Origin of the sequence: Parageobacillus thermoglucosidasius, assembly GCF_001295365.1 — a bacterium.
In the GTDB taxonomy this organism is placed as follows: Bacteria; Bacillota; Bacilli; order Bacillales; family Anoxybacillaceae; genus Parageobacillus; species Parageobacillus thermoglucosidasius.
The window spans coordinates 2,459,628-2,479,963 of record NZ_CP012712.1; the positions used below are offsets into that span (position 1 = coordinate 2,459,628).

Here is a 20,336-nt window from a genome sequence, read left to right on the forward strand (position 1 = left end):
CTTTTTGTTTTTTGTATAAATACTATCGTAATGTAGTTAAGAACATTTTGTGACATTATTTCTCCATATGTCACAAAAATGTCAATAATATGTTATCTTAAATTGTAAACGTTATCATATGCAAAGGGGAGGAATTACGTGGAAAGAAAAACAATTTTAGAATCCGTTTTGGACCGTGGTTTTACAAGACGCGATTTTTTAAAGATGTGTACGGCGCTGGCAGCAACAATGGGGTTAGATTTCTCCGAAACAGGTAAAGTTGTCGCAGCGATGGAAAAAAGCACACGTGTTCCGGTCATTTGGTTACAGTTTCAAGACTGCACAGGATGTTCTGAATCGTTTATCCGTTCTACACATCCAAAAATGGAAAGCGTGCTTTTGGATATGATTTCGCTTGAATATACAGAAGTTTTATCGGCTGCTTCTGGGCATCAAATTGAAGAAGCGAGAAAACATGCGATGAAACAATATTATGGAGAATACATATTGGCGGTCGAAGGAAGTTTGCCGACGGATGATGCGTTTTTGACAGTTGGCGGCGTATCTGCAAAAGAAACTTTCATGGAAGCGGCAAAAGGAGCCAAAGCGATTATTGCATACGGAAGCTGTTCGTCATGGGGAGGTATTCCGGCCGCTTATCCCAATCCGACAAATGCAAAACCGATAACGCATTTTGTCAAGGATAAACCGGTTATATTAGTGCCGGGATGTCCGCCGATAGCCGAAGTGATGACAGGAGTCATTGCCCATATTATAACGTTTGGCTCATTGCCTGAATTAGATCATCTCGGAAGACCAAAAGCGTTTTATCGTCATCGTGTTCATGATAAGTGCAACCGTCGGGCGTATTTTGACGCAGGATTGTTCGCGGAGTCGTTTGATGATGAAGGGGCAAAACAAGGATACTGTTTGTACAAAGTCGGCTGTAAAGGGCCAACTACGTACAATTCTTGTGCGGAAATGCGTTGGAACGGAGGAGTGAGTTATCCGATTCAATCTGGCAACCCATGCATCGGCTGTTCGGAAAAAGGATTCTGGGATAACGGACCGTTTTACATTCGCCGTGCAAAAATTCCGGCGTCGCAAACGACGATTAACCCAGAAACGATTGGTGCGATTGCAGCTGGTGTAACGGCGGCAGGGGTTGCCGCACATGCGGCGATCACAGCAGTAAAGAAAAAAGATCAAGAGAAGCATGAGTGAGGCGAATGAAAATGGCAGAGCGAATTGTTGTTGATCCAGTAACGCGAATTGAAGGTCATTTACGCATTGAAGTGGATGTTGATGAAAAAGGAATCATTCAAGATGCATTCAGCTCTGGTACAGCAGTGCGAGGAATTGAATTAATTGTTCGCGATCGCGATCCTCGTGATGTGTGGGCGTATGTGCAACGGATTTGCGGTGTCTGTACAACGACGCATGCATTAGCATCGATTCGTTCCGTGGAGGATGCGCTTGAGATAAAAATCCCAAAAAACGCTCATCTTATTCGCAACATTATGAACGGAGCGGTTTTTTTACACGACCATGTTGTTCATTTTTATCACCTGCACGCGTTTGACTGGGTGGATGTATTAAGCGCATTAAAGGCAGATCCAAATGAAACGAGTCGCATTGCACAATCCATTTCGGACTGGCCAAAATCATCACCGGGATATTTCAAAGAAATCCAAACAAAAATCAAAAAAGTCGTGGAAAGCGGCCAGCTCGGTATTTTCGCAAACGGGTATTGGGGACATAAAGCATATAAATTGCCGCCGGAAGTCAACTTGTTAGCGGTTGCTCACTATTTAGAAGCGCTTGACTGGCAGAAAGAAATTGTTAAAATTCATACGATTTTTGGCGGAAAAAACCCTCACCCTCACTACGTTGTCGGCGGAATGGCGACGCCGATTGATATTAACAGCGACAATGCGGTTCATGCCGAACGATTGATGCACGTTTCGCAAATTATTGATGAAGCAATGGAATTTGTTCATAAAGTGTATATCCCGGACTTGCTTGCTATCGCTTCTTACTACAAAGATTGGACATACGGCGGCGGCTTAAATAACTACTTATGTTACGGAGATTTTTCGACAGGGGATATCAGCGATGTTAAACTTTACCGCTTCCCGCGCGGCGCAATTTTAAACGGAAACTTCCATGAAGTGTTAGATGTTGATTTGAAAGACCCAGAACAAGTTAAAGAGTTTATTGATCACTCGTGGTACACTTATAACGGAAAAGAAGGCAGCATCGGCAAACATCCGTGGGGAGGGGAAACATCGCTCCGTTACACAGGTCCAAAACCACCGTTCAAAACGTTAAACACCGATGAAAAGTACAGTTGGATTAAATCTCCGCGCTGGAAAGAACATCCGATGGAGACAGGGCCACTTGCGCGCATGCTTGTTGGATATGCGTTAAAACGCGAAGAGTTTGTCCGTTTAATAGATGACACATTGAAGAAATTGAATTGGCCGTTTGAGGCGATGCAATCAGCGCTGGGAAGAACGATCGCGCGCGGATTAGAATCGATTCTTGTTGTTCAGTGGATGCGCGATGATATGGATGCGTTATTAGCAAATATTAAAAACGGCGACCTGATCACATTTGATCGCACGAAATGGGAACCGGAAACGTGGCCGAAGAAGGCGAAAGGAGTAGGATGGGTTGAAGCGCCGCGCGGGTCTTTAGGACACTGGATTGAAATTGAAGACGGAAAAACAAAAAACTATCAAGCGGTTGTGCCAACAACGTGGAACGCTTCACCGCGCGATCATAAAAACCAAATTGGCGCGTATGAGGCTTCTTTAAAAGGCACCCCTCTTTTAGATAAAGAAAAACCGTTGGAAATTTTACGAATCATTCACTCGTTTGACCCATGCTTAGCGTGCGCCGTTCATTTAACAGATGTTGTTTCAAAACAAACGACTAATATTTACATTGGGTAGGGGGGAGCATTATGCCGGTCCCGACAAATCCAAAAATGGAAAAAGAAACAGTGAAACTAGTTTGGAAAAAATCGCGCAAACGACGTAAGGCGAAAACGATTCCGATCAACGATCAAATGATGAAAGTGTACGTTTGGGAGTTGCCTGTTCGCATCTTCCATTGGGTGAATGCGTTTTCCATTTTCATCTTAATGATAACGGGCGTGTTTATCGGCCGCCCGTTTGCTTCCGCTTCCATTCAAGAAGAAGCGTACTATTCCTATTTAATGGGGTGGGCCCGGTATATCCACTTTTTTACCGCGTTTGTCTTCACCATTAATTTGGCGGTGCGCTGGTATTGGGTGTACAAAGGAAATGAACATGCGACTTCGAACCTGTTTCGCCTCTCTTTCTGGAAAGAAACATGGGAAACCGTTAAGTACTATTTATTTTTAAAAAATAGAAAGAAACATTATATCGGGCACAACCCGCTTGCCCAATTAAGTTACTGGATTTTTATCGGCCTTGGCTCCATCATTATGATTCTCACAGGCTATTATTTATTATTTGAACCGCAACCAGAGTCGGTTTATGGAAAAATGTTTATGTGGGTTGCCCATTTGTTTGGCGGGGACAGTTTTTCTGTTCGATCATGGCATCATTTAGTCGCATGGGGATTTATGATCTTTACCATCGTCCATGTTTACATGGCGTTTCGTGAAGACTATTTACAGCGGAATGGCACAATGTCTTCGATTGTCACAGGCTACAAGATCGAGCGCAAAAAAGAAACATTAGGTGAACAGGATGAAAAGTAAGCGCAAAATTACCGTTCTTGGCATAGGGAATTTACTCTATTCGGATGAGGGTGTTGGAATTCATGTTTTGCCTTTATTGGCAGAACGGCTTTCTCCCTACGAAAACGTTGAAGTGATCGAAGGTTCAACAGATGGGATAAGATTGTTAGAAACGATTGAAGGAACGGATTATTTAATTATCGTTGATGCGGTGAACGCGGGGAAAGAGGCGGGGACGATCGTGACGCTTGTCGATGATGAAATTCCTGCTTACTTTGGAGTGAAAATGTCGATTCATCAATTAGGGTTTCAAGAGGTTCTCTTTGCCGCAAAAATCCGGGAAACATGTCCCGAACAGATGATTTTGTTTGGCGTTCAACCCGCTTCACTTGAGATTGGATTACAATTATCCGATATTGTTCAAGCACAACTTCCTCAGTTGGCAGAAAAAGTGGTTCAACAAGTGAGAAAGTGGTGTGGAGTTTTATGAATCGATTGCAGTTTTTAAAAGAAATGCGGAACAGTTTAGTGGAAACGGTTAAAGAAGCTTCGGCCCCATTATTAGAAGAGGAAGTAAAAAAAATGAAAGAAATTTTCTCATCTGTTCATTATGCATGGCATCTTCTTGGAACATACGATGCCGCTGAATTAAAAAGGGCGGAGATGAGAAACGTTCATCATGTTCCTGTTGTCGTTTATGTGCAAAACGGCAAGATAAAGGCGAGAAAGGCCATTTGTTCCCATTGCCATGTTATCCCGCATTATATCGAGTTGGAGCATCGTTTGATCTGCTTATATTGTGACCGCGAATTTGATTTAGCATCGGAAACGGGAACGTTAAAACTGCCGCTGCTTGCGACAAAAAAAATCAAAAACCAATGGTATGTCCGACTAGAAAGGGATTCATATGCATGAATTGGCTCTTATGGAGGAAATTGTCCGCTTGATTGAACAGGATGCATCCAAACGAAATATCGGCACGATTACAAAAGTGGAATTGCTTGTCGGGGAGTTGAGCAATGCGCTTCCTGCAGCTTTGGAAATGGCGTTTGACGTTTATAAGTTGCAAAAAGACAATCGGTTGGCCGAGGACGCGCAGCTTATCATTCATTTTGAACGGGCGAAAGCGTTTTGCCCGATTTGTGGACAAGAGTATGAGCCGCAATCGAGGATCGTTCAATGTCCATCGTGCTTGTTGCCAAGCGGCCGGATCATTGCTGGGGAGGCATTTCGAATATTGACATACGAAGGGAGTTTGACATCATGAAAGTAGCGCTAGAGGTGGATGTGTTAACGAATAACAATCGCGCCGCCGAGTTTAACCGCCGCCTGTTTGAAGAAACGAAAACGCTTGTCATTAATTTGATGAGTTCCCCCGGAGCGGGAAAAACGACGATTTTAGAAAAAACCATTGAAGCGCTGGCAAAAGATTTCCGGATCGGCGTCATTGAAGGAGATTTGGCAACAGACAAAGATGCCGAACGGATTCGTTCACTCGGCGCACAGGCAGTGCAAATTAACACACATGGCGGATGCCATTTAGACGCGCGAATGATTGCTGCGGTTTTGCCGCAATTCGATTTCAATGAAATCGACCTTTTGTTTATTGAAAATGTCGGCAATCTCGTTTGCCCTTCTGGCTATGATTTGGGACAACAGCATAAGGTCGCTGTATTAAGCGTTCCTGAGGGGAATGATAAAATTCTTAAATATCCGACAATGTTTATACGTACCGAACTTGTTTTACTTAATAAAATTGATTTATTGCCCTATCTCGATTTTGATGTGGAACAAGCTAAAGATGACTTAAAAGGAGTTAACCCGCAATCTTCGCTTATTCCGTTATCCGCGAAAACCAATGAAGGAATGGACCAATGGTTCCAATGGATTCGAGAGGGGATTGCGCGATGCAAAAATCAATAAAAGTTACGGTTAAGGGGCGGGTTCAAGGCGTCGGGTTTCGCCCCTTTGTCTTTCAACTTGCTCATCGTTATCACATAAAGGGAACGGTCCAAAACAACATGGACGGTGTTACTGTATTTGCCGAAGGAGAAGAGAAGGAGCTGCAGTCGTTTTTGCTTTCATTGCAGACGGAAGCCCCTCGTTTGTCACGCATTGATCAGTTGGACGTTATGGAAGCGGATTATCAAGGATTTGAACAATTTTCCATTATTGAAAGCGAGCGAAAGGGGGCTTCTTCCCTTGTCATTCCCATTGATACAGCTGTCTGCGATGATTGTTTGCAAGAAATGAACGATCCAAACAACCATCGCTATCGCTATCCGTTTATTAACTGCACCCAATGCGGGCCGCGGTATACGATTATTGAGCAGCTGCCTTACGATCGTCCGTATACGTCGATGAAATCTTTTTCCATGTGCGAACATTGCCAGAAAGAGTATGAAGACCCATTGAATCGACGGCATCATGCGCAGCCCATTGCATGTCCGGTATGTGGCCCGCACGTTGCGCTCGTCGATCGCAATGGCCGGACGCTTGATGGGGATGCGATTGACAAGGCGAAACAACTGTTGTTATCGGGAGCGATTGTAGCGATAAAAGGATTAGGCGGCTATCATCTTGCATGCGACGCCACAAATGAACAAGCTGTGCAACAATTACGAACGAGAAAGCAGCGGCCGACGCGCCCGCTGGCGGTGATGGCTGCCTCTCTCTCTGTTGTTAAGCAAATGTGTGAGGTGAATGACGAGGAAAAACGAGTGTTAACATCTCCTGAAGCTCCGATCGTTGTTTTAAAAAGAAAAACAACGTATCCACTCGCTCCGTCTCTTGCTCCCGGATTAAAAACGGTCGGAGTGATGCTGCCTTATACACCGCTTCACCATTTGTTGCTAGATGAAGAACATATTCCTGTATTGGTGATGACAAGCGCGAATCGGTCAGGTGTGCCCATCTTGTATAAAGATGAACAAGCTCTTCAAGATTTGAAGTCGATTGCGGATTATTTTCTTGTTCATAATCGGCCAATTGTTCATCCGATTGATGATTCGGTTGTGCAAATTCAAAACGGCAACGTTGATTTTTTACGCCGGGCGCGCGGGTTTGTCCCAGATCCGTTTTTTACGACAAGTGATGTTCACGAGATCGCCGCTTTAGGCGGACAACAAAAAAATGTGTTTGCTTTTGGGCGGAACGAACAAATTTTTCTCGGACCACATATTGGGGATTTGCAAAATATGGAGTCCATCGAGCATTTTCAACGCGAATATGAACATTTGCGGACATGGATGGGAGTAGAGCCGAAAGCGGTTGCTGTGGATATGCATCCAAACTATGAAACATGGAACATTGTTAAAGAATGGGATGTTTCAGTTATTCCAGTGCAGCACCATCATGCGCATATGGTATCGTGCATGGAGGATAATGGGATAAAAAATAGTTGTTTCGGGCTGATTTTAGATGGAACAGGGTATGGAGAAGATGGGCATATATGGGGATTTGAGCTTCTTTATGGCGATGCTTCTCATTATAAACGGCTTGGCCATTTAACATACACCCCGTTGCCGAGCGGGGAACGATGTATCAAAGAACCTTGGCGTACTGCAGTCGGCATGCTTGGCTACTATTTAGGGGAAAAAGGATATAAACTGGCTATCGAGCGTTTTCCTGATAAACAGTATGAAATTCACATTTTAAAACAAATGGTTGAAAAGGATATTCATGCCCCGAAAGCTGGAACGTGCGGACGTTTATTTGACGCGGTGAGCGCCTTTTTACATGTTTGCACGCATTCCACATATGAGGGAGAGGCAGCTATTCGCTTGGCAGAATTGGTGGATGAAGGGCATATATATGAGCCTTACCCGTTTGAATTAAAAGAAAACAACATTATGGAAATTGATGTCGCAGCGATGTGGGTTGCCATTGCCGAAGATGTGAAGCGAAACATAAATGTCGAAACCATCGCGGGGCGATTTCATCAAACCGTTGTATCCGCTGCCATTGCGATGATTCGAAAAGCGGTGGAAGAGCATCCGCAATATCATCGGGAAATTGTCTTATCCGGCGGCAGTATGCATAACCGCTATTTGGTTAAACACCTGACCACTAATTTGCGAAGATTAGGTTTTAACGTGTATACACATCGAAACGTTCCGTGCAGTGATGGAGGATTAGCGCTTGGCCAATTAATCATTGCCGCGAATCGAAGGGGGAGAAAATAATGTGTGTTGGTGTTCCTGCAAAAGTGATCGAAATCAATGGTTTCACTGCGTTAGTTGATGTGATGGGATCACAAATGAACGTAGGGATTATTTTTGTTCCAGAAGTTAAGATCGGCGACTATGTCATCGTTCATGCTGGACAAGCGATGTCCATTATTGATGAAGAGTATGCAAAAGAGAGCATGGAAGAATGGAGGAAAATAGCCGATGCATGGGCTGATTGATCCATATACAAGTTCGAAACTTAGCCGGGCGTTATTAGATGAAGTTAAAGAGTTGGCGAAACAATTTCAAAAAGAATTTCAGCGCATCCCCGCATTTATGGAAGTATGTGGCTCACATACGATGGCTCTTGCAAGAACAGGGGTGAAAAAAGCATTACAAGATGATATCCGGCTTATTTCAGGACCGGGGTGCCCGGTTTGCGTGACGGACCAAGCCGCCATTGATGCGATGATTTCTCTCACTGCTGGAAGTGACCGCATCATTTGTACGTTTGGAGATATGATGCGTGTTCCGGGTTCTTACGGAACATTGATGCAAGCAAAAACAGAAGGAAAAGATATTCGTGTTGTTTATTCGCCGGTCGATGCCGTCCGCATTGCGGAGCAAAATCCGCAAAAAGAAGTGATTTTTTTAGGGATCGGTTTTGAAACGACCATTCCGACTTTAGCGGCTGCGTTAAAAGAAGCGGAAGAAAATGAAGTTGATAATTTTTCGATTTGGATGGCGGCGAAATTAACGGAACCGATTTTACGTCATCTTCTCAATAACAAAGAAGTAGCGTTAGATGGGTTTCTTCTTCCAGGTCATGTTTCGATGGTCATGGGGCGGAAACATTTTGAATTTTTAGCTGCCGAATATCATTTGCCCGGGGTTATTAGCGGCTTTGAGGCGATAGAATTGCTTAGCAGTTTGCGTCAATTGCTGTTGCTGGCGCTGGAGCAAAACGCGCTTGTTGTCAACGATTATCGAAATGTCGTGTCTGAAGAAGGAAACAGCCATGCGAAATATTGGATGAACCACTATTTTTCCTCATGCGATGAACCATGGCGCGGAATTGGCGTCATCGCGCAAAGCGGGATGGATATTCGCGAGGAATATCGCCAATTTAATGCGAAAGAAAAGTTTTCCGTTCCAATGAGAAGTCCGCGGAAAACAAAATGCCGTTGTGGAGAAGTTATTCGCGGGTTAATTGATCCGCCTGAATGCAGCTTATTTGGAAAAGCGTGCACGCCATTGAATCCAATCGGGCCATGCATGGTTTCATCCGAAGGCAGTTGTGCGGCTTATTATCAGTATATGAGGGAGGAATAAAGATGGAGCGGATAACGCTCGCTCATGGAGACGGCGGGGAGTTGGCGCATCAACTCATTCAGCAAGTATTTGTTGCCCATTTTCATAATGACGTTTACGCGAAGTTTGACTCGGCTCTTTTTCCTATCGAAAAAGGCCAAATCGCTATGACGACGGATAGTTTTGTTGTGAAACCGCTCTTTTTCCCTGGAGGCAATATCGGAAAACTTTCCGTAGCAGGGACGGTCAACGATTTAGCGGTGTCAGGAGCAATTCCAAAAATGATGACATGCAGTTTTATCATTGAAGAAGGATTTCCGCTAGACGATTTAACACAAATTGTTCATTCCATGGCGGAAGAAGCGAAAAAAGCGAATGTGCGCATCATCGCGGGCGATACGAAAGTGGTCGAACGCGGATCTGCCGATGGCATTTATATTAACACAACAGGGCTTGGCGTTGTCCCGCAGCCATTAACCGTTTCCATTCAAGAAGGCGATTCCGTCATTATCAGCGGTTCGGTTGGCGATCACGGCATCGCCGTTTTGGCTGCGCGCGGGGGGCTTGGATTAATGACAAATGTGGAAAGCGACTGTGCTACTTTATATCCGATGATTTCAGCCGCAATGGAGTCAGCGAAGGACATTCGAATCATGCGCGATTTGACCCGGGGGGGTTTAGCGACTGCCCTTGTTGAAATTTGTGAGGATTTTCAAGTGACGATTGAATTAGAAGAGGAAGCGATTCCTGTGAAAAGAGAAGTGCAAGGAGCATGTGAATTGCTCGGATTTGAACCGATCTATTTGGCGAATGAAGGAAAAGTGATTTTTATTGTCGCTAAAAAAGAGGAACAAAATGTCCTTGACGCGATTCGTTCGCTTCCGGAAGGCAAAGATGCCGCCGTCATTGGCACTGTGCGTTCGACAGGCAAAGGTCAACTATTATTGAGAACACCGCTCGGAACAACGCGGAGACTATATCGGCTATCAGGTCTTTTATTGCCGCGCATTTGTTAGTCACGGGATGGCTCCCGTGATTTTTTCTAGTGTTTACATCGCTTTTATATTTTATATATAATTATAATATTTGAAAGTAACACATCTGAAAGGATGAAGCGGAGATGAGGCAGTATTTAGATTTACTCCAAGATATTTTAGAAAATGGCGTGCCAAAAGAAGACCGGACAGGAATCGGGACGTTTTCCGTATTTGGAAGACAATTGCGTTTTAATTTGCAGGAAGGGTTTCCTTTATTAACGACAAAAAAATTACATATTCGCTCGATCATTTACGAATTATTATGGTTTTTAAGAGGAGACACAAACATCCGTTATTTGCAGGAAAACGGGGTGACCATTTGGGATGAATGGGCCGATGAAAACGGCGATTTAGGTCCGGTATACGGCGCGCAATGGCGTTCCTGGAAAGGGGCGGACGGGAAAACGGTGGACCAAATCAGCTGGGTTATTGAAGAAATTAAGCGGAACCCGAATTCCCGCCGCTTATTAGTAAATGCGTGGAATGTCGCGGAGCTGGACGAGATGAAGCTTCCGCCTTGCCATTACGCGTTTCAATTTTATGTCGCTGACGGAAAGCTTTCTTGCATGTGGCAACAGCGCTCTGTCGATACGTTTTTAGGATTGCCGTTCAATATCGCGAGCTACGCGTTGTTGACACATATGATTGCCCAGCAATGCGGTTTAGATGTTGGCGAATTGATTTTCAGCGGCGGCGATGTCCATTTGTATAAAAATCATATTGAACAGGCGAAACTGCAGCTGACGAGAGAGCCGCGGCCGCTTCCGAAGCTGGTGATCAAACGGAAGCCTGCTTCGATTTTTGAATACAAATTCGAGGATTTCGAAATTGTCGGCTATGACCCGCATCCGCATATTAAAGCACCAGTCGCCGTATAAAGGGGAGATAGGATGATTTCACATATTTTCGCCATGGATCAAAACCGCGTCATTGGCAAAGATAACCGGCTACCGTGGCATTTGCCTGCCGATTTAGCGTATTTTAAAAAAGTAACGATGGGACATGCTGTTATCATGGGGCGGAAAACGTTTCAATCGCTCGGGCGGCCGCTTCCGGGAAGAGAAAATGTGATTGTCACAAGGGATCGGTCGTTTCAAGCGGAAGGATGTACGGTGCTCCATTCGCTCGAAGAAGTTTGCCAGTTTGCCGTCAAGCGCGGCGATGAAGTGTTTATCATTGGCGGCGCGGAATTATTTCAAGCGACATTGCCAGTTGCCGACCGTCTTTATATTACCAAAATTGAGGCGAGTTTCCCCGGCGATACGTTTTATCCCGATTTTGATGAAGCGCAATGGCAGCTCGTTTCCTATACGAAAGGAATCAAAGATGAAAAAAATCCGTATGATTATGCGTTTATCGTTTATGAACGCAAACATTAACGTGTTTCGCTGTTTAGCGGAACACGTTTTTCATTATGATCGAATAGAAACAGCGCCAACAAGGAACGATAACAGTAAACGGTGAATGGAAATGGAGGAATAAGATGAAACATATCGTTCCATTGGCGTTCAAATTTGTCGCATGGAGTGTAGCGCTGCTTTCGCTTTTTGCCATTTTTGATGCTCCGCTGCTCTCAATACTCATCATGACGGCGGGAACCGCTGCTATTGCTTATATCATTGGCGATTTATGGATTTTGCCGCGTTTTGGCAATTTTGCGGCGGCGATTGCCGATGTGCCGCTTGCATTTTTGTTGATTTGGTTTGCTAGTTCCGCGCTGTTCGGGCCGGCAGTTTATATGGCGTATGCTTCATTTTTTAGCGCGCTAGCGATTGGCGCGATCGAAGCGTTTTTTCATCTGTTTATGGAAGAACGTGTGCTTGATGAAGCAAGAAGAGAACAGGTGTATCGGTGGAATGAAGATGGAAGCTGGGCAACGGAGTTTGCCGAGGAATACGAAAACGGCCAAGGCAAAGACGGCCGCACGTAAAGGCGGCCGCCTTTCTTGTTAATTATACGTAAAAAAGCACACAGCAATACATCATCGCACTGCCGCCAAGCACAAACAAATGCCAAATCGCGTGATGGTACGGGAGCTTTTTCCATAAAAAAAACAATGCCCCTACTGTATATAGGATGCCGCCGCCAACTAAAAGAAAAAAGCCGAACGGATACAGCGCGTCATAAAGCGGACGAATGGCAATCACCGCAAGCCATCCCATCGCGATGTACACGATGGTAGATAAAATAACAAAACGGTCGACGAAAAACACTTTTAACATAATTCCTGCAGCGGAAAGCCCCCAAATGATGCCGAATAATGTCCAGCCAAGGGCGCCGCGCAACAAGAGGAGCGTAAACGGCGTATACGTGCCGGCGATCAACAAAAAAATCGCCGAGTGATCAAGAATTTGGAAGATACGTTTCCATTTGTGCCAAAAAAACGAGTGCAATAAGGTGGAACAAACATACAGGAGGATCATGCTCACCCCAAAAACCGCGAAACTCACGACCCGCAAATGGTCGCCAGACGCGGAGAGGAGGAGAAGAATGGACGCGGGGATGCTGAACAATACACCGAGCCCGTGCGTGATGGCGTTAGCGATTTCTTCTTTCCGTGAACATTCCATTTTTTTCCCTCATTTTCAAAAAGATTAATTCTATTTTATTCCAATCGCACTATATAAAACAAGAAAAATGTGAAAGCAAACAAAGGAGACAAGGAAAATAATGGTATGACACCAAAAAGTCATCGCAACAAGAATTGTTTTCATAAGTTTTTTGAAAATTCCCTTTCTTTTTTTAAAATTTATGCTATAATTTACAAATTAAAAAGACAACTAAGAAAGAAAGGGAACGAAAGCATGGAACAACAACTGAAACGAAAACAAGGAGCCGTTTATGTGGAAGACATTTTAATCGCTTATCATACGTTAAAAGATGTGGTCCACCATACTCCGCTGCAAAAAAATCCGTTATTGTCGGAACGCTACGAATGTAACGTGTATTTGAAGCGTGAAGATTTGCAAGTGGTGCGCTCTTTTAAAATTCGCGGCGCATATAACCGGATGAAACATTTAAGCGAAGAAGAACGGAAAAACGGCATCGTCTGCGCCAGCGCGGGAAATCATGCGCAAGGAGTGGCGTATTCATGCCGCGCGTTAGGCGTGCACGGGAAGGTGTACATGCCGGCGACAACGCCGAGACAAAAAGTGTCACAAGTTGAGCTGTTCGGGAAAGAAATGGTCGAGATCGTTTTAGTGGGAGATACGTTTGACGATTCGTTTAATGAAGCAATGAAGTGTGCCAAAAAAGAAGGCCGCACGTTTATTCATCCGTTTGACGATGAATATGTCATCGCCGGACAAGGAACGATCGGCGTCGAAGTGCTCAATGACTGTGAAGAGCCGATTGATTTTGTGTTTGCGAGCATCGGCGGCGGCGGATTGATGGCTGGGCTCGGTACATATGTGAAAAGCATTTCTCCGGCGACAAAAGTGATCGGTGTTGAACCGGAAGGAGCGCCATCGATGAAGTCCGCCCTCGATCAAGGGCATGTAGTGACTTTGGAAGAAATTGATAAATTTGTGGATGGGGCGGCGGTCAAAACGGTCGGCGAAAAAACGTACGCGCTTTGTAAAGAAATCATTGACGATATTGTTGTCGTGCCGGAAGGAAAAGTATGCACAACAATTTTGGAGCTATATAACGAAAACGCGATCGTCGTTGAACCGGCGGGGGCGCTTCCGATTGCGGCATTGGATTTTTACAGGGACAAAATCCGCGGAAAAACGGTTGTCTGTGTCGTCAGCGGAGGAAACAATGACATTGACCGAATGCAGGAAATTAAAGAGCGCTCGATGATTTACGAAGGGCTGCAGCATTATTTTATCGTCAATTTTCCGCAGCGCGCCGGCGCACTTCGCGAATTTTTAGATGAAGTATTAGGGCCTACCGATGATATTACCCGCTTTGAATACACGAAGAAAAACAACAAAGAAAACGGCCCGGCGTTAGTCGGCATTGAATTAAAACGCCGCGAAGATTACGCACCGCTCATTGAGCGCATGAAGAAAAAAGGATTCCCATTCCAAGAAGTAAATAAAGACCCAAATTTGTTCCACTTGCTTATTTAGCAAAAAAGCGCGAAAAAAGTCGCAATTATTTCGCATATTTCCGACATGATTTTTCACCGGTTTCGTGTATAATAAAAGTAAATCGGTGAAAAAAGAGGATTGATATTTTGCTATTCAAAAGCCTGGAGTTCAAAAACGCTTATGGGCAGAAGGTAAAGATTATTGAAATTCCTGTATTGGAGGAAGATAACACATATCGGTTTATGATTCAGTTGCGTTTAGAAGCGTTTATTGCTAAAGTATACCGGTCCCGCGATGTCCGCACCGTTTACTCGTTCCGCGAATATTTGAAAAGAGTGCTGAAATGGTCTGTGTATGAGCAGATTTTTAAGACAGATGTTTTAAAAAACAATGCATAAAACAGGAAAAAGTTGTTTTGCTTCGGCAAAACAACTTTTTATTTTCCTTAAAGAAATGTTGTGTAAAGTTCATTTGTCTTTCAATATTTTTTCAAACTTTCCACACAAATAAGTGGTACGATCATCAGTTAGGAGGATACGGAAAAATGGGGAAAAAGCAATTTCCGATTTTACTGGCGGAGAAAGGGGAATCTGCGCAATTAAAGCAACTGTGTTGTGCAATTCATTCCGGCTGTCCACCGGGAATGTGCAGCAAACGAAATGTTTGCTGAATCGAGGGTGGGATTTTACGCAATTTGAAGGATGAGCCAATAAAAATGGCCGATTCTCCAGATTTTTATAGGAATTTTCCCCATTTCATTGTATAATTGTATGGGAGTTTATGAACGGTTCACCGGTTTGCGTTGCCGAAACAGCGCTGCTGGGCTGGGAGTCGAAAGAATAAAAAACGGGTGAAGAGAAAGATGAAGCGAATGATCGTTCTTCTCGCGATTGTTCTTCTTGCTGCGTGCGGAAAAACGATTCCTGACGCAAAAAACTGGCCGGTTAACGATTTTACGTTTACGGATCAAAACGGGAAACCGTTTGGTTTAAGCGATTTAAAAGGAAAAGTATGGGTTGCCGACTTTATTTTCACCAACTGTGAAACGGTTTGCCCCCCTATGACCGCCCATATGGCTAAGCTGCAAAAAATGGCGAAAGAAAAAGGGCTTGATGTTGAATTTGTCTCATTCAGCGTCGATCCAGAAGTAGACACTCCGGAAAAGCTGAAAGAGTATATAAAAAAATTTGACGGGGATTTAGCAAATTGGCATTTGCTTACAGGTTACAGCCAGCAAGAAATCGAACAATTCGCTGAGAAAAATTTTAAAACAATTGTGCAAAAGCCGAAAGATCAAGATCAAGTGATCCATGGAACAAATTTTTATCTCGTTGACCAAAACGGCACGATTGTGCAAACTTATAGCGGGGTGAAAGATGTTCCGTACGAACAAATTTTAGAGCATATCGAAATTTTGCAGTCGTCATAGAGAGGCAAAAATGTAGGCGCATTTTTGCCTTTTCGCGTTTTTTTGAGAGGGCAGGTGTAGAAAATGAAAAAATGGGGATTGCTTTTTTTATTGTTGCTTTATTGCGCAGGATGTTCTTCCAAGCAGGCCATCAACGTTGCGAGCTTGCCTGAGCGAGAAGTGAAGCTGGCGCCGCGGACGGTTGCCGATGATTTTTTTCCAAAAGATGTTCGCCTGCTTGCTCTTGGCGATTCGTTAACAGAAGGAGTGGGGGATCAAGCACAAAAAGGGGGATATGTTTCGCGCTTGCGCCAGCAATTGTTACAACATAAAGGGGTGCAGACGGTTTCGGTCGTCAATTTAGGAAAGCGGGGATTACGAATTTCCCAGCTCCATCCGATTATAGCCAACAATTTAGATGAAGTCCGGAAGGCGGATCTTATTTTTATCACCATTGGTGGAAATGATATCATGAAAATTGTTCGTTCCCATTTCTTTGATTTATCGCACACTTTATTTGCGAAGGAGCAAAAACGGTTTGCCGAGCGGCTAGATCGCCTTTTGGCAATGATCCGCGCTGTCAATCGCGATGCTACGATCATTCTTGTCGGTTTATACAACCCATTTTCGAGCTCGCTTCCGAACATTCCGGAAATCGATGAGGTGATTGAGCAGTGGAATAGTGGGAGCGAAGCGGTTTTGGCTCACTATGACCGGACGATTTTTGCCAATGTGAAAGACTTATTTGATGGCCGCGATGATGTGTTATATAGCGACCAATTTCATCCGAATGAAGTCGGTTATGAGCTAATCGCAAGACGTGTGTACGAACAATTAAAACAACACGAACAAATGTGGTTAGGGAGATTGGAAGAATGAATTGGAAAAAACTGTTTTGGATATTAGCCATCTTCGACATTGCCATAGTGGTGCTGATTTGCGCTTGGCTGTTTCAGCCTTCGAAGCCGGTATCGATGCCGTCTCCAAAAAAAATAGATGGAGCTTCTTTTACGGTATATTCCAATAAGGAACATCTGAATATGGTAATCAATGACTATATACGCAAAAAAACGGACGGCCATCCGGCGCAATACCGCGTTTGGCTGGATGACCGTGTATATGTGGCCAGCGAGCTTCCGGTATTTGGCCGCAATGTCGCGTTAACGGTTTCCTTTGTGCCGAAAGTCGTTAAAGGGGGAGACATCGAACTGCAACATCCGGAAATACTATTGGACGATTGGAAACTTCCTGTCACTTATGTGTTAAAATATTTAAGCAAACATGCGCCGCTTCCGGATGAGGTCATCATCGATCCAAGCGTGAACCGTGTTTATGTGGCGCTCACCGACATCCGCTTTGGAAAAGGCTATCAAATTGCCGCCAAAAACATTGACTTAAAACGCGATAAAATTGTATTTACACTGACGATTCCTGCTCAGCATCCGTAAAAAAAGGGCAGCTTGCGCAGCTGCCCTTATGTTATGCGTGGACTCGCAGCCCTTTTGGGTAAAAGTTTTTCACAATGCCTTTCACTTCTTTCCCCCAGCCGAGCGGATACCCGTCAACGGTCACAAGCAGCCAGCCGCGGTCCTCTCCCGTCTCGATCGTTTCGCCGCGCAAATATTTGAAGCATTCGCTGCTGCCGCTGGACAAGTCAAGGGAGCAACGAACGTCTTGCGGCTTTAGCGCCAAAGCGAGCGCGTGGTTCGGCTCAAACCGCTGTTTTTTCGCCTCTCCTACATGCAGCCCCGCCCGCACCACTTTAAGACCATTGAAGCTTGGACAATGATCCGGCAAAGCGAAAAGATGGTGCTGAAAGGCATACATTGGTTTTTCCAGCTCAATTTGCAATGCTTCTTGTTCAAACTGCCGATATGTGCGAAGCATTTGCTTAGAGATGTTCGGTTTCACGTAGCTGCCGTTCCATGCAGGGGCGGAACCCGTTTTTTTCATTTTTGCGACAAAATGTCCTTCCCCTTTCAAGCAATGCGGCCATAGCCGGGCCGTCCGTTCGATTTCCTCCAAGCCGGTGTTTGTCCATTCCCGCCTTCCCGGCTGAATGCCATGAACTTTTTCAATCGATAACAATTCCAGATCATCATATGTTTGCAAAAAAGCTTCGATCATCTGTTCGTTCTCTTCAGGAGAAAACGTGCAAGTGGAATAAACGAGAACGCCGCCTTCTTTTAACATGCTGTACGCACAGTCCAAAATATGCCGTTGTTTGCTGGCACATTGTTCAACATGCGCTTGGCTCCAAAACCGGACGGCCTCTTCGTCTTTGCGAAACATGCCTTCCCCTGAGCATGGAGCGTCAACTAAAATTTTGTCAAAAAATCCGGGGAAATATTTCGCGAGTTTTTCCGGCGTTTCATTTGTGACAAGCGCATTGGTGATGCCAAACCGCTCAATGTTTTCCGACAGCGCTTTGACGCGTTTTGGATGAATTTCATTGGCTACAATCAGCCCTTGATTTTTCATCATTGCCGCAAGCTGCGTCGTTTTTCCGCCGGGTGCGGCGCAAAGATCGAGAACCGTCTCGCCCGGATTCGGGGCCAACACCTCAGCCACAAACATCGCGCTCGGTTCTTGAATGTAATAAAGCCCTGCCGCATGATACGGATGTTTTCCCGGCTGTTCGCCTCCATCATAATAAAAGCCGGTCGGGCAAAATGGCACGGGGGAAAGCGCGAACGGAACGAGCGTTAAAAACGTTTCCCGGTCGGTTTTCAACGGATTAAACCGCAATCCGTTTACTTTTCCTTCATCATATGTCGAAAAAAAACGAGAAGCTTCGTTTTGCAAAAGCCTCTCCATTTTGGCAATAAATTCACTTGGTAATTTCAATGATCCGACTCCTTTCTGATCCATCCATAGCCTGTTATGATGATGCCTTGATTGCGCATTGGATAAACGATGTTGCAACAGAGGCGCTTAGTCCTTTTTTCCCCCAAGCCATTTGACTTTTGGCTCCGTTTTGTTGATGATGCGTTTGATATTCGCACGGTGGCGGTAAAAAATAAACGCCGCTAATAATAATACTGCGATCATTAGCGGAATGTCATCGGTAAAGAAGATCGTATAAATTACCGCGTACGCTCCGGCGGACATCGAAGACAGGGAAACATATTTGGAAATATATAAGACAATGAAAAAAACAACGAGAAGGGAAACGAATAAAAACGGCGAATAAAACAACATCACCCCTGCCGATGTTGCGACTGCTTTTCCGCCGCGGAATTTCGCAAAGACCGGGTAAATATGTCCAAGAACCGCGCACACTCCTGCTAACAGCGGGTGCACGTGGACGGAGAACAATACAGGCAGGCTTGCCGCCAATGTTCCTTTCAGCATATCTCCGCATGTGACCATAAGCCCCGCTTTAACTCCGAGCACGCGAAACGTGTTGGTTCCTCCTAAATTGCCGCTCCCATGCTCACGGATATCGATTCCATATCCTATTTTCCCGACAAGGAGCGCGAACGGAATCGAGCCAAGAAGGTAAGCTGCGATTAAAACAAGCGCTTTTTCCATCAATATTCTGACACCCTTTACTTTATGAAATTCATGCATGTTTTTATTTTATCATGCACGAAAAAAAACGCTAGATAGAAAAATAAACATAGTGGCGGAAAAGTATTTTTTTTGCATTTATTCTTTTTACAAAGTAAACTGATAGTATCTTAGTGATTTTTATCGCCTGAGCAGAAAGAGGAGGAAAAAATGAAAGCAACAGTAACATGGAACGGGCAAATGTCGTTTACAGGGATGAGCGCGTCAGGCGTGCAAATTCCGATTGACGCTTCCAAAGAAGCAGGCGGGCAAGATTCCGGAGCAAGGCCGATGGAATTGCTTTTGCACGGGCTTGCCGGATGTACGGGGATTGACGTTATAGCGATTTTGACAAAAATGCGGCTTGAAGTTCGTTCATTTTATATGGAAGTCGAAGGGACGCGCGCGAGCGACCATCCGAAGCGGTTTACCGATATCCATCTTCATTACGTGTTCGAAGGGGATTTGCCGGAAGATAAAGTGGTTCGCGCTATTCGGTTGTCTAAAGAAAAATACTGCTCTGTATCCCATTCGTTAAATGCTGCGATTACAGCAAGCTATTCGATTAACGGGGTGAAAGGAAAAGAAATTTTATAAAAAGCGGGAGGTATTTGCGATGAAAAACGAAATGACATTTCATGTGACAGGAAGCGCAAAAGGAATGCAGACGGTAGTCCACTCTAAACAACATACGATAACGATCGATGAACCGCCGGTAATGGGCGGCCAAGATACAGGCCCTGATCCGTTGACAACATTGCTAAGTGCGCTTGCTGGCTGCGAAAATGTCGTGGCCAATTTGGTGGCGAAAGAATTAAATTTCGATTTGCAGGGAATCGAATTTGACATTCAAGGGACGATAGACACACGGGGGTTGATGGGCGATCCGAACGTGAAACCGTATTTCCAACAAGTCACGATTCACGCTAAAGTAAAAACGAGTGAATCGCAGGAACGGATCGAAGAATTACAGCGCATCACCGATTCGCGCTGCCCGGTGTATACGACATTGAAAGCCGCCGGCATTCCGCTGCAATCGAAGTGGACAAAAGCATAATGAATACCCCCTTGGCTTCAAGGGGGTATTCCCATTTCAACGATCGATCTTTA

General features: G+C 44.7%; 25 protein-coding genes. 22 read left to right on the forward strand and 3 right to left on the reverse strand.

Annotated elements, in window-relative coordinates; all coding sequences use genetic code 11:
• Positions 1-138: 138 nt before the first annotated feature.
• The 14 genes from AOT13_RS12085 to AOT13_RS12150 all read left to right on the forward strand — a co-directional run bounded on the left by AOT13_RS12085 (position 139) and on the right by AOT13_RS12150 (position 12,159).
• On the forward strand, positions 139-1,203 hold the full coding sequence (locus tag AOT13_RS12085; protein ID WP_003250740.1) for a hydrogenase small subunit: 1,065 nt from the start codon (positions 139-141) through the stop codon (positions 1,201-1,203).
• 11 nt (positions 1,204-1,214) lie between these two features.
• Positions 1,215-2,936, forward strand: coding sequence for a nickel-dependent hydrogenase large subunit (locus tag AOT13_RS12090; protein WP_013400922.1), 1,722 nt, complete (start codon positions 1,215-1,217; stop codon positions 2,934-2,936).
• 11 nt (positions 2,937-2,947) lie between these two features.
• A complete protein-coding gene (gene cybH / locus AOT13_RS12095) occupies positions 2,948-3,733 on the forward strand; it encodes a Ni/Fe-hydrogenase, b-type cytochrome subunit (protein WP_013400921.1) in 786 nt (261 codons plus the stop codon).
• On the forward strand, positions 3,723-4,202 hold the full coding sequence (locus AOT13_RS12100; RefSeq protein ID WP_003250735.1) for a HyaD/HybD family hydrogenase maturation endopeptidase: 480 nt from the start codon (positions 3,723-3,725) through the stop codon (positions 4,200-4,202). Before cybH ends, AOT13_RS12100 begins: the two co-directional genes overlap by 11 nt.
• Complete coding sequence (locus AOT13_RS12105; protein WP_003250733.1) at positions 4,199-4,627, forward strand: Rieske 2Fe-2S domain-containing protein; 429 nt, start codon at positions 4,199-4,201, stop codon at positions 4,625-4,627. The genes AOT13_RS12100 and AOT13_RS12105 overlap by 4 nt, the downstream gene beginning before the upstream one ends.
• A complete protein-coding gene (locus tag AOT13_RS12110) occupies positions 4,620-4,979 on the forward strand; it encodes a hydrogenase maturation nickel metallochaperone HypA/HybF (RefSeq protein WP_013400920.1) in 360 nt (119 codons plus the stop codon). The genes AOT13_RS12105 and AOT13_RS12110 overlap by 8 nt, the downstream gene beginning before the upstream one ends.
• Positions 4,976-5,635 (forward strand): hydrogenase nickel incorporation protein HypB, encoded by a 660-nt coding sequence (hypB, locus tag AOT13_RS12115; RefSeq protein ID WP_013400919.1) that lies wholly within the window; start codon positions 4,976-4,978, stop codon positions 5,633-5,635. The genes AOT13_RS12110 and hypB overlap by 4 nt, the downstream gene beginning before the upstream one ends.
• Positions 5,620-7,896, forward strand: a complete 2,277-nt coding sequence (gene hypF, locus AOT13_RS12120) for a carbamoyltransferase HypF (RefSeq protein WP_013400918.1) — start codon at positions 5,620-5,622, stop codon at positions 7,894-7,896. Before hypB ends, hypF begins: the two co-directional genes overlap by 16 nt.
• Positions 7,896-8,120 (forward strand): HypC/HybG/HupF family hydrogenase formation chaperone, encoded by a 225-nt coding sequence (locus AOT13_RS12125; protein WP_003250726.1) that lies wholly within the window; start codon positions 7,896-7,898, stop codon positions 8,118-8,120. Before hypF ends, AOT13_RS12125 begins: the two co-directional genes overlap by 1 nt.
• On the forward strand, positions 8,104-9,213 hold the full coding sequence (hypD, locus tag AOT13_RS12130) for a hydrogenase formation protein HypD (RefSeq protein WP_013400917.1): 1,110 nt from the start codon (positions 8,104-8,106) through the stop codon (positions 9,211-9,213). Before AOT13_RS12125 ends, hypD begins: the two co-directional genes overlap by 17 nt.
• 2 nt (positions 9,214-9,215) lie before the next feature.
• Positions 9,216-10,208 (forward strand): hydrogenase expression/formation protein HypE, encoded by a 993-nt coding sequence (gene hypE / locus AOT13_RS12135; protein ID WP_042384863.1) that lies wholly within the window; start codon positions 9,216-9,218, stop codon positions 10,206-10,208.
• A 104-nt stretch (positions 10,209-10,312) separates the two neighbouring features.
• On the forward strand, positions 10,313-11,107 hold the full coding sequence (thyA, locus tag AOT13_RS12140) for a thymidylate synthase (RefSeq protein ID WP_003250720.1): 795 nt from the start codon (positions 10,313-10,315) through the stop codon (positions 11,105-11,107).
• Between the two features lie 12 nt (positions 11,108-11,119).
• On the forward strand, positions 11,120-11,608 hold the full coding sequence (locus tag AOT13_RS12145) for a dihydrofolate reductase (protein WP_003250718.1): 489 nt from the start codon (positions 11,120-11,122) through the stop codon (positions 11,606-11,608).
• A 104-nt stretch (positions 11,609-11,712) separates the two neighbouring features.
• Complete coding sequence (locus AOT13_RS12150) at positions 11,713-12,159, forward strand: YndM family protein (protein ID WP_003250716.1); 447 nt, start codon at positions 11,713-11,715, stop codon at positions 12,157-12,159.
• 22 nt (positions 12,160-12,181) lie between these two features.
• Here the strand turns inward: AOT13_RS12150 and trhA are convergent, their stop codons facing one another.
• A complete protein-coding gene (gene trhA / locus AOT13_RS12155; protein ID WP_003250715.1) occupies positions 12,182-12,799 on the reverse strand; it encodes a PAQR family membrane homeostasis protein TrhA in 618 nt (205 codons plus the stop codon).
• 234 nt (positions 12,800-13,033) lie between these two features.
• Here trhA and ilvA point away from each other — a divergent pair, with 234 nt between their 5' ends.
• From ilvA to AOT13_RS12180, 6 genes are all read left to right on the forward strand, one after another.
• Positions 13,034-14,305 (forward strand): threonine ammonia-lyase IlvA, encoded by a 1,272-nt coding sequence (gene ilvA, locus AOT13_RS12160; protein ID WP_013400916.1) that lies wholly within the window; start codon positions 13,034-13,036, stop codon positions 14,303-14,305.
• A 107-nt stretch (positions 14,306-14,412) separates the two neighbouring features.
• A complete protein-coding gene (locus AOT13_RS12165) occupies positions 14,413-14,664 on the forward strand; it encodes a YpmP family protein (protein ID WP_003250712.1) in 252 nt (83 codons plus the stop codon).
• Positions 14,665-14,810: 146 nt separating this feature from the next.
• Positions 14,811-14,936, forward strand: a complete 126-nt coding sequence (locus AOT13_RS21230; protein ID WP_013400915.1) for a hypothetical protein — start codon at positions 14,811-14,813, stop codon at positions 14,934-14,936.
• Positions 14,937-15,128: 192 nt separating this feature from the next.
• A complete protein-coding gene (locus tag AOT13_RS12170; RefSeq protein WP_003250711.1) occupies positions 15,129-15,695 on the forward strand; it encodes an SCO family protein in 567 nt (188 codons plus the stop codon).
• A gap of 63 nt (positions 15,696-15,758) precedes the next feature.
• Positions 15,759-16,553, forward strand: a complete 795-nt coding sequence (locus AOT13_RS12175; RefSeq protein WP_003250709.1) for an SGNH/GDSL hydrolase family protein — start codon at positions 15,759-15,761, stop codon at positions 16,551-16,553.
• Entirely contained in the window at positions 16,550-17,122 is a 573-nt protein-coding gene (locus AOT13_RS12180; RefSeq protein WP_003250707.1) for a YpmS family protein, read from the forward strand. Before AOT13_RS12175 ends, AOT13_RS12180 begins: the two co-directional genes overlap by 4 nt.
• Positions 17,123-17,153: 31 nt before the next feature.
• Here the strand turns inward: AOT13_RS12180 and AOT13_RS12185 are convergent, their stop codons facing one another.
• Positions 17,154-18,545 carry an RsmF rRNA methyltransferase first C-terminal domain-containing protein gene (locus AOT13_RS12185; RefSeq protein WP_042384866.1) on the reverse strand — a complete coding sequence of 464 codons (1,392 nt, stop codon included), beginning with the start codon at positions 18,543-18,545 and terminating at the stop codon, positions 17,154-17,156.
• A gap of 63 nt (positions 18,546-18,608) precedes the next feature.
• Positions 18,609-19,208: a glycerol-3-phosphate 1-O-acyltransferase PlsY gene (gene plsY, locus AOT13_RS12190; RefSeq protein WP_003250703.1), complete on the reverse strand. Its 600-nt coding sequence runs from the start codon at positions 19,206-19,208 to the stop codon at positions 18,609-18,611.
• A gap of 189 nt (positions 19,209-19,397) precedes the next feature.
• Here plsY and AOT13_RS12195 point away from each other — a divergent pair, with 189 nt between their 5' ends.
• Positions 19,398-19,823, forward strand: a complete 426-nt coding sequence (locus tag AOT13_RS12195) for an OsmC family protein (RefSeq protein ID WP_003250701.1) — start codon at positions 19,398-19,400, stop codon at positions 19,821-19,823.
• A 19-nt stretch (positions 19,824-19,842) separates the two neighbouring features.
• Positions 19,843-20,283: an OsmC family protein gene (locus AOT13_RS12200; protein WP_003250699.1), complete on the forward strand. Its 441-nt coding sequence runs from the start codon at positions 19,843-19,845 to the stop codon at positions 20,281-20,283.
• Positions 20,284-20,336: the final 53 nt, after the last annotated feature.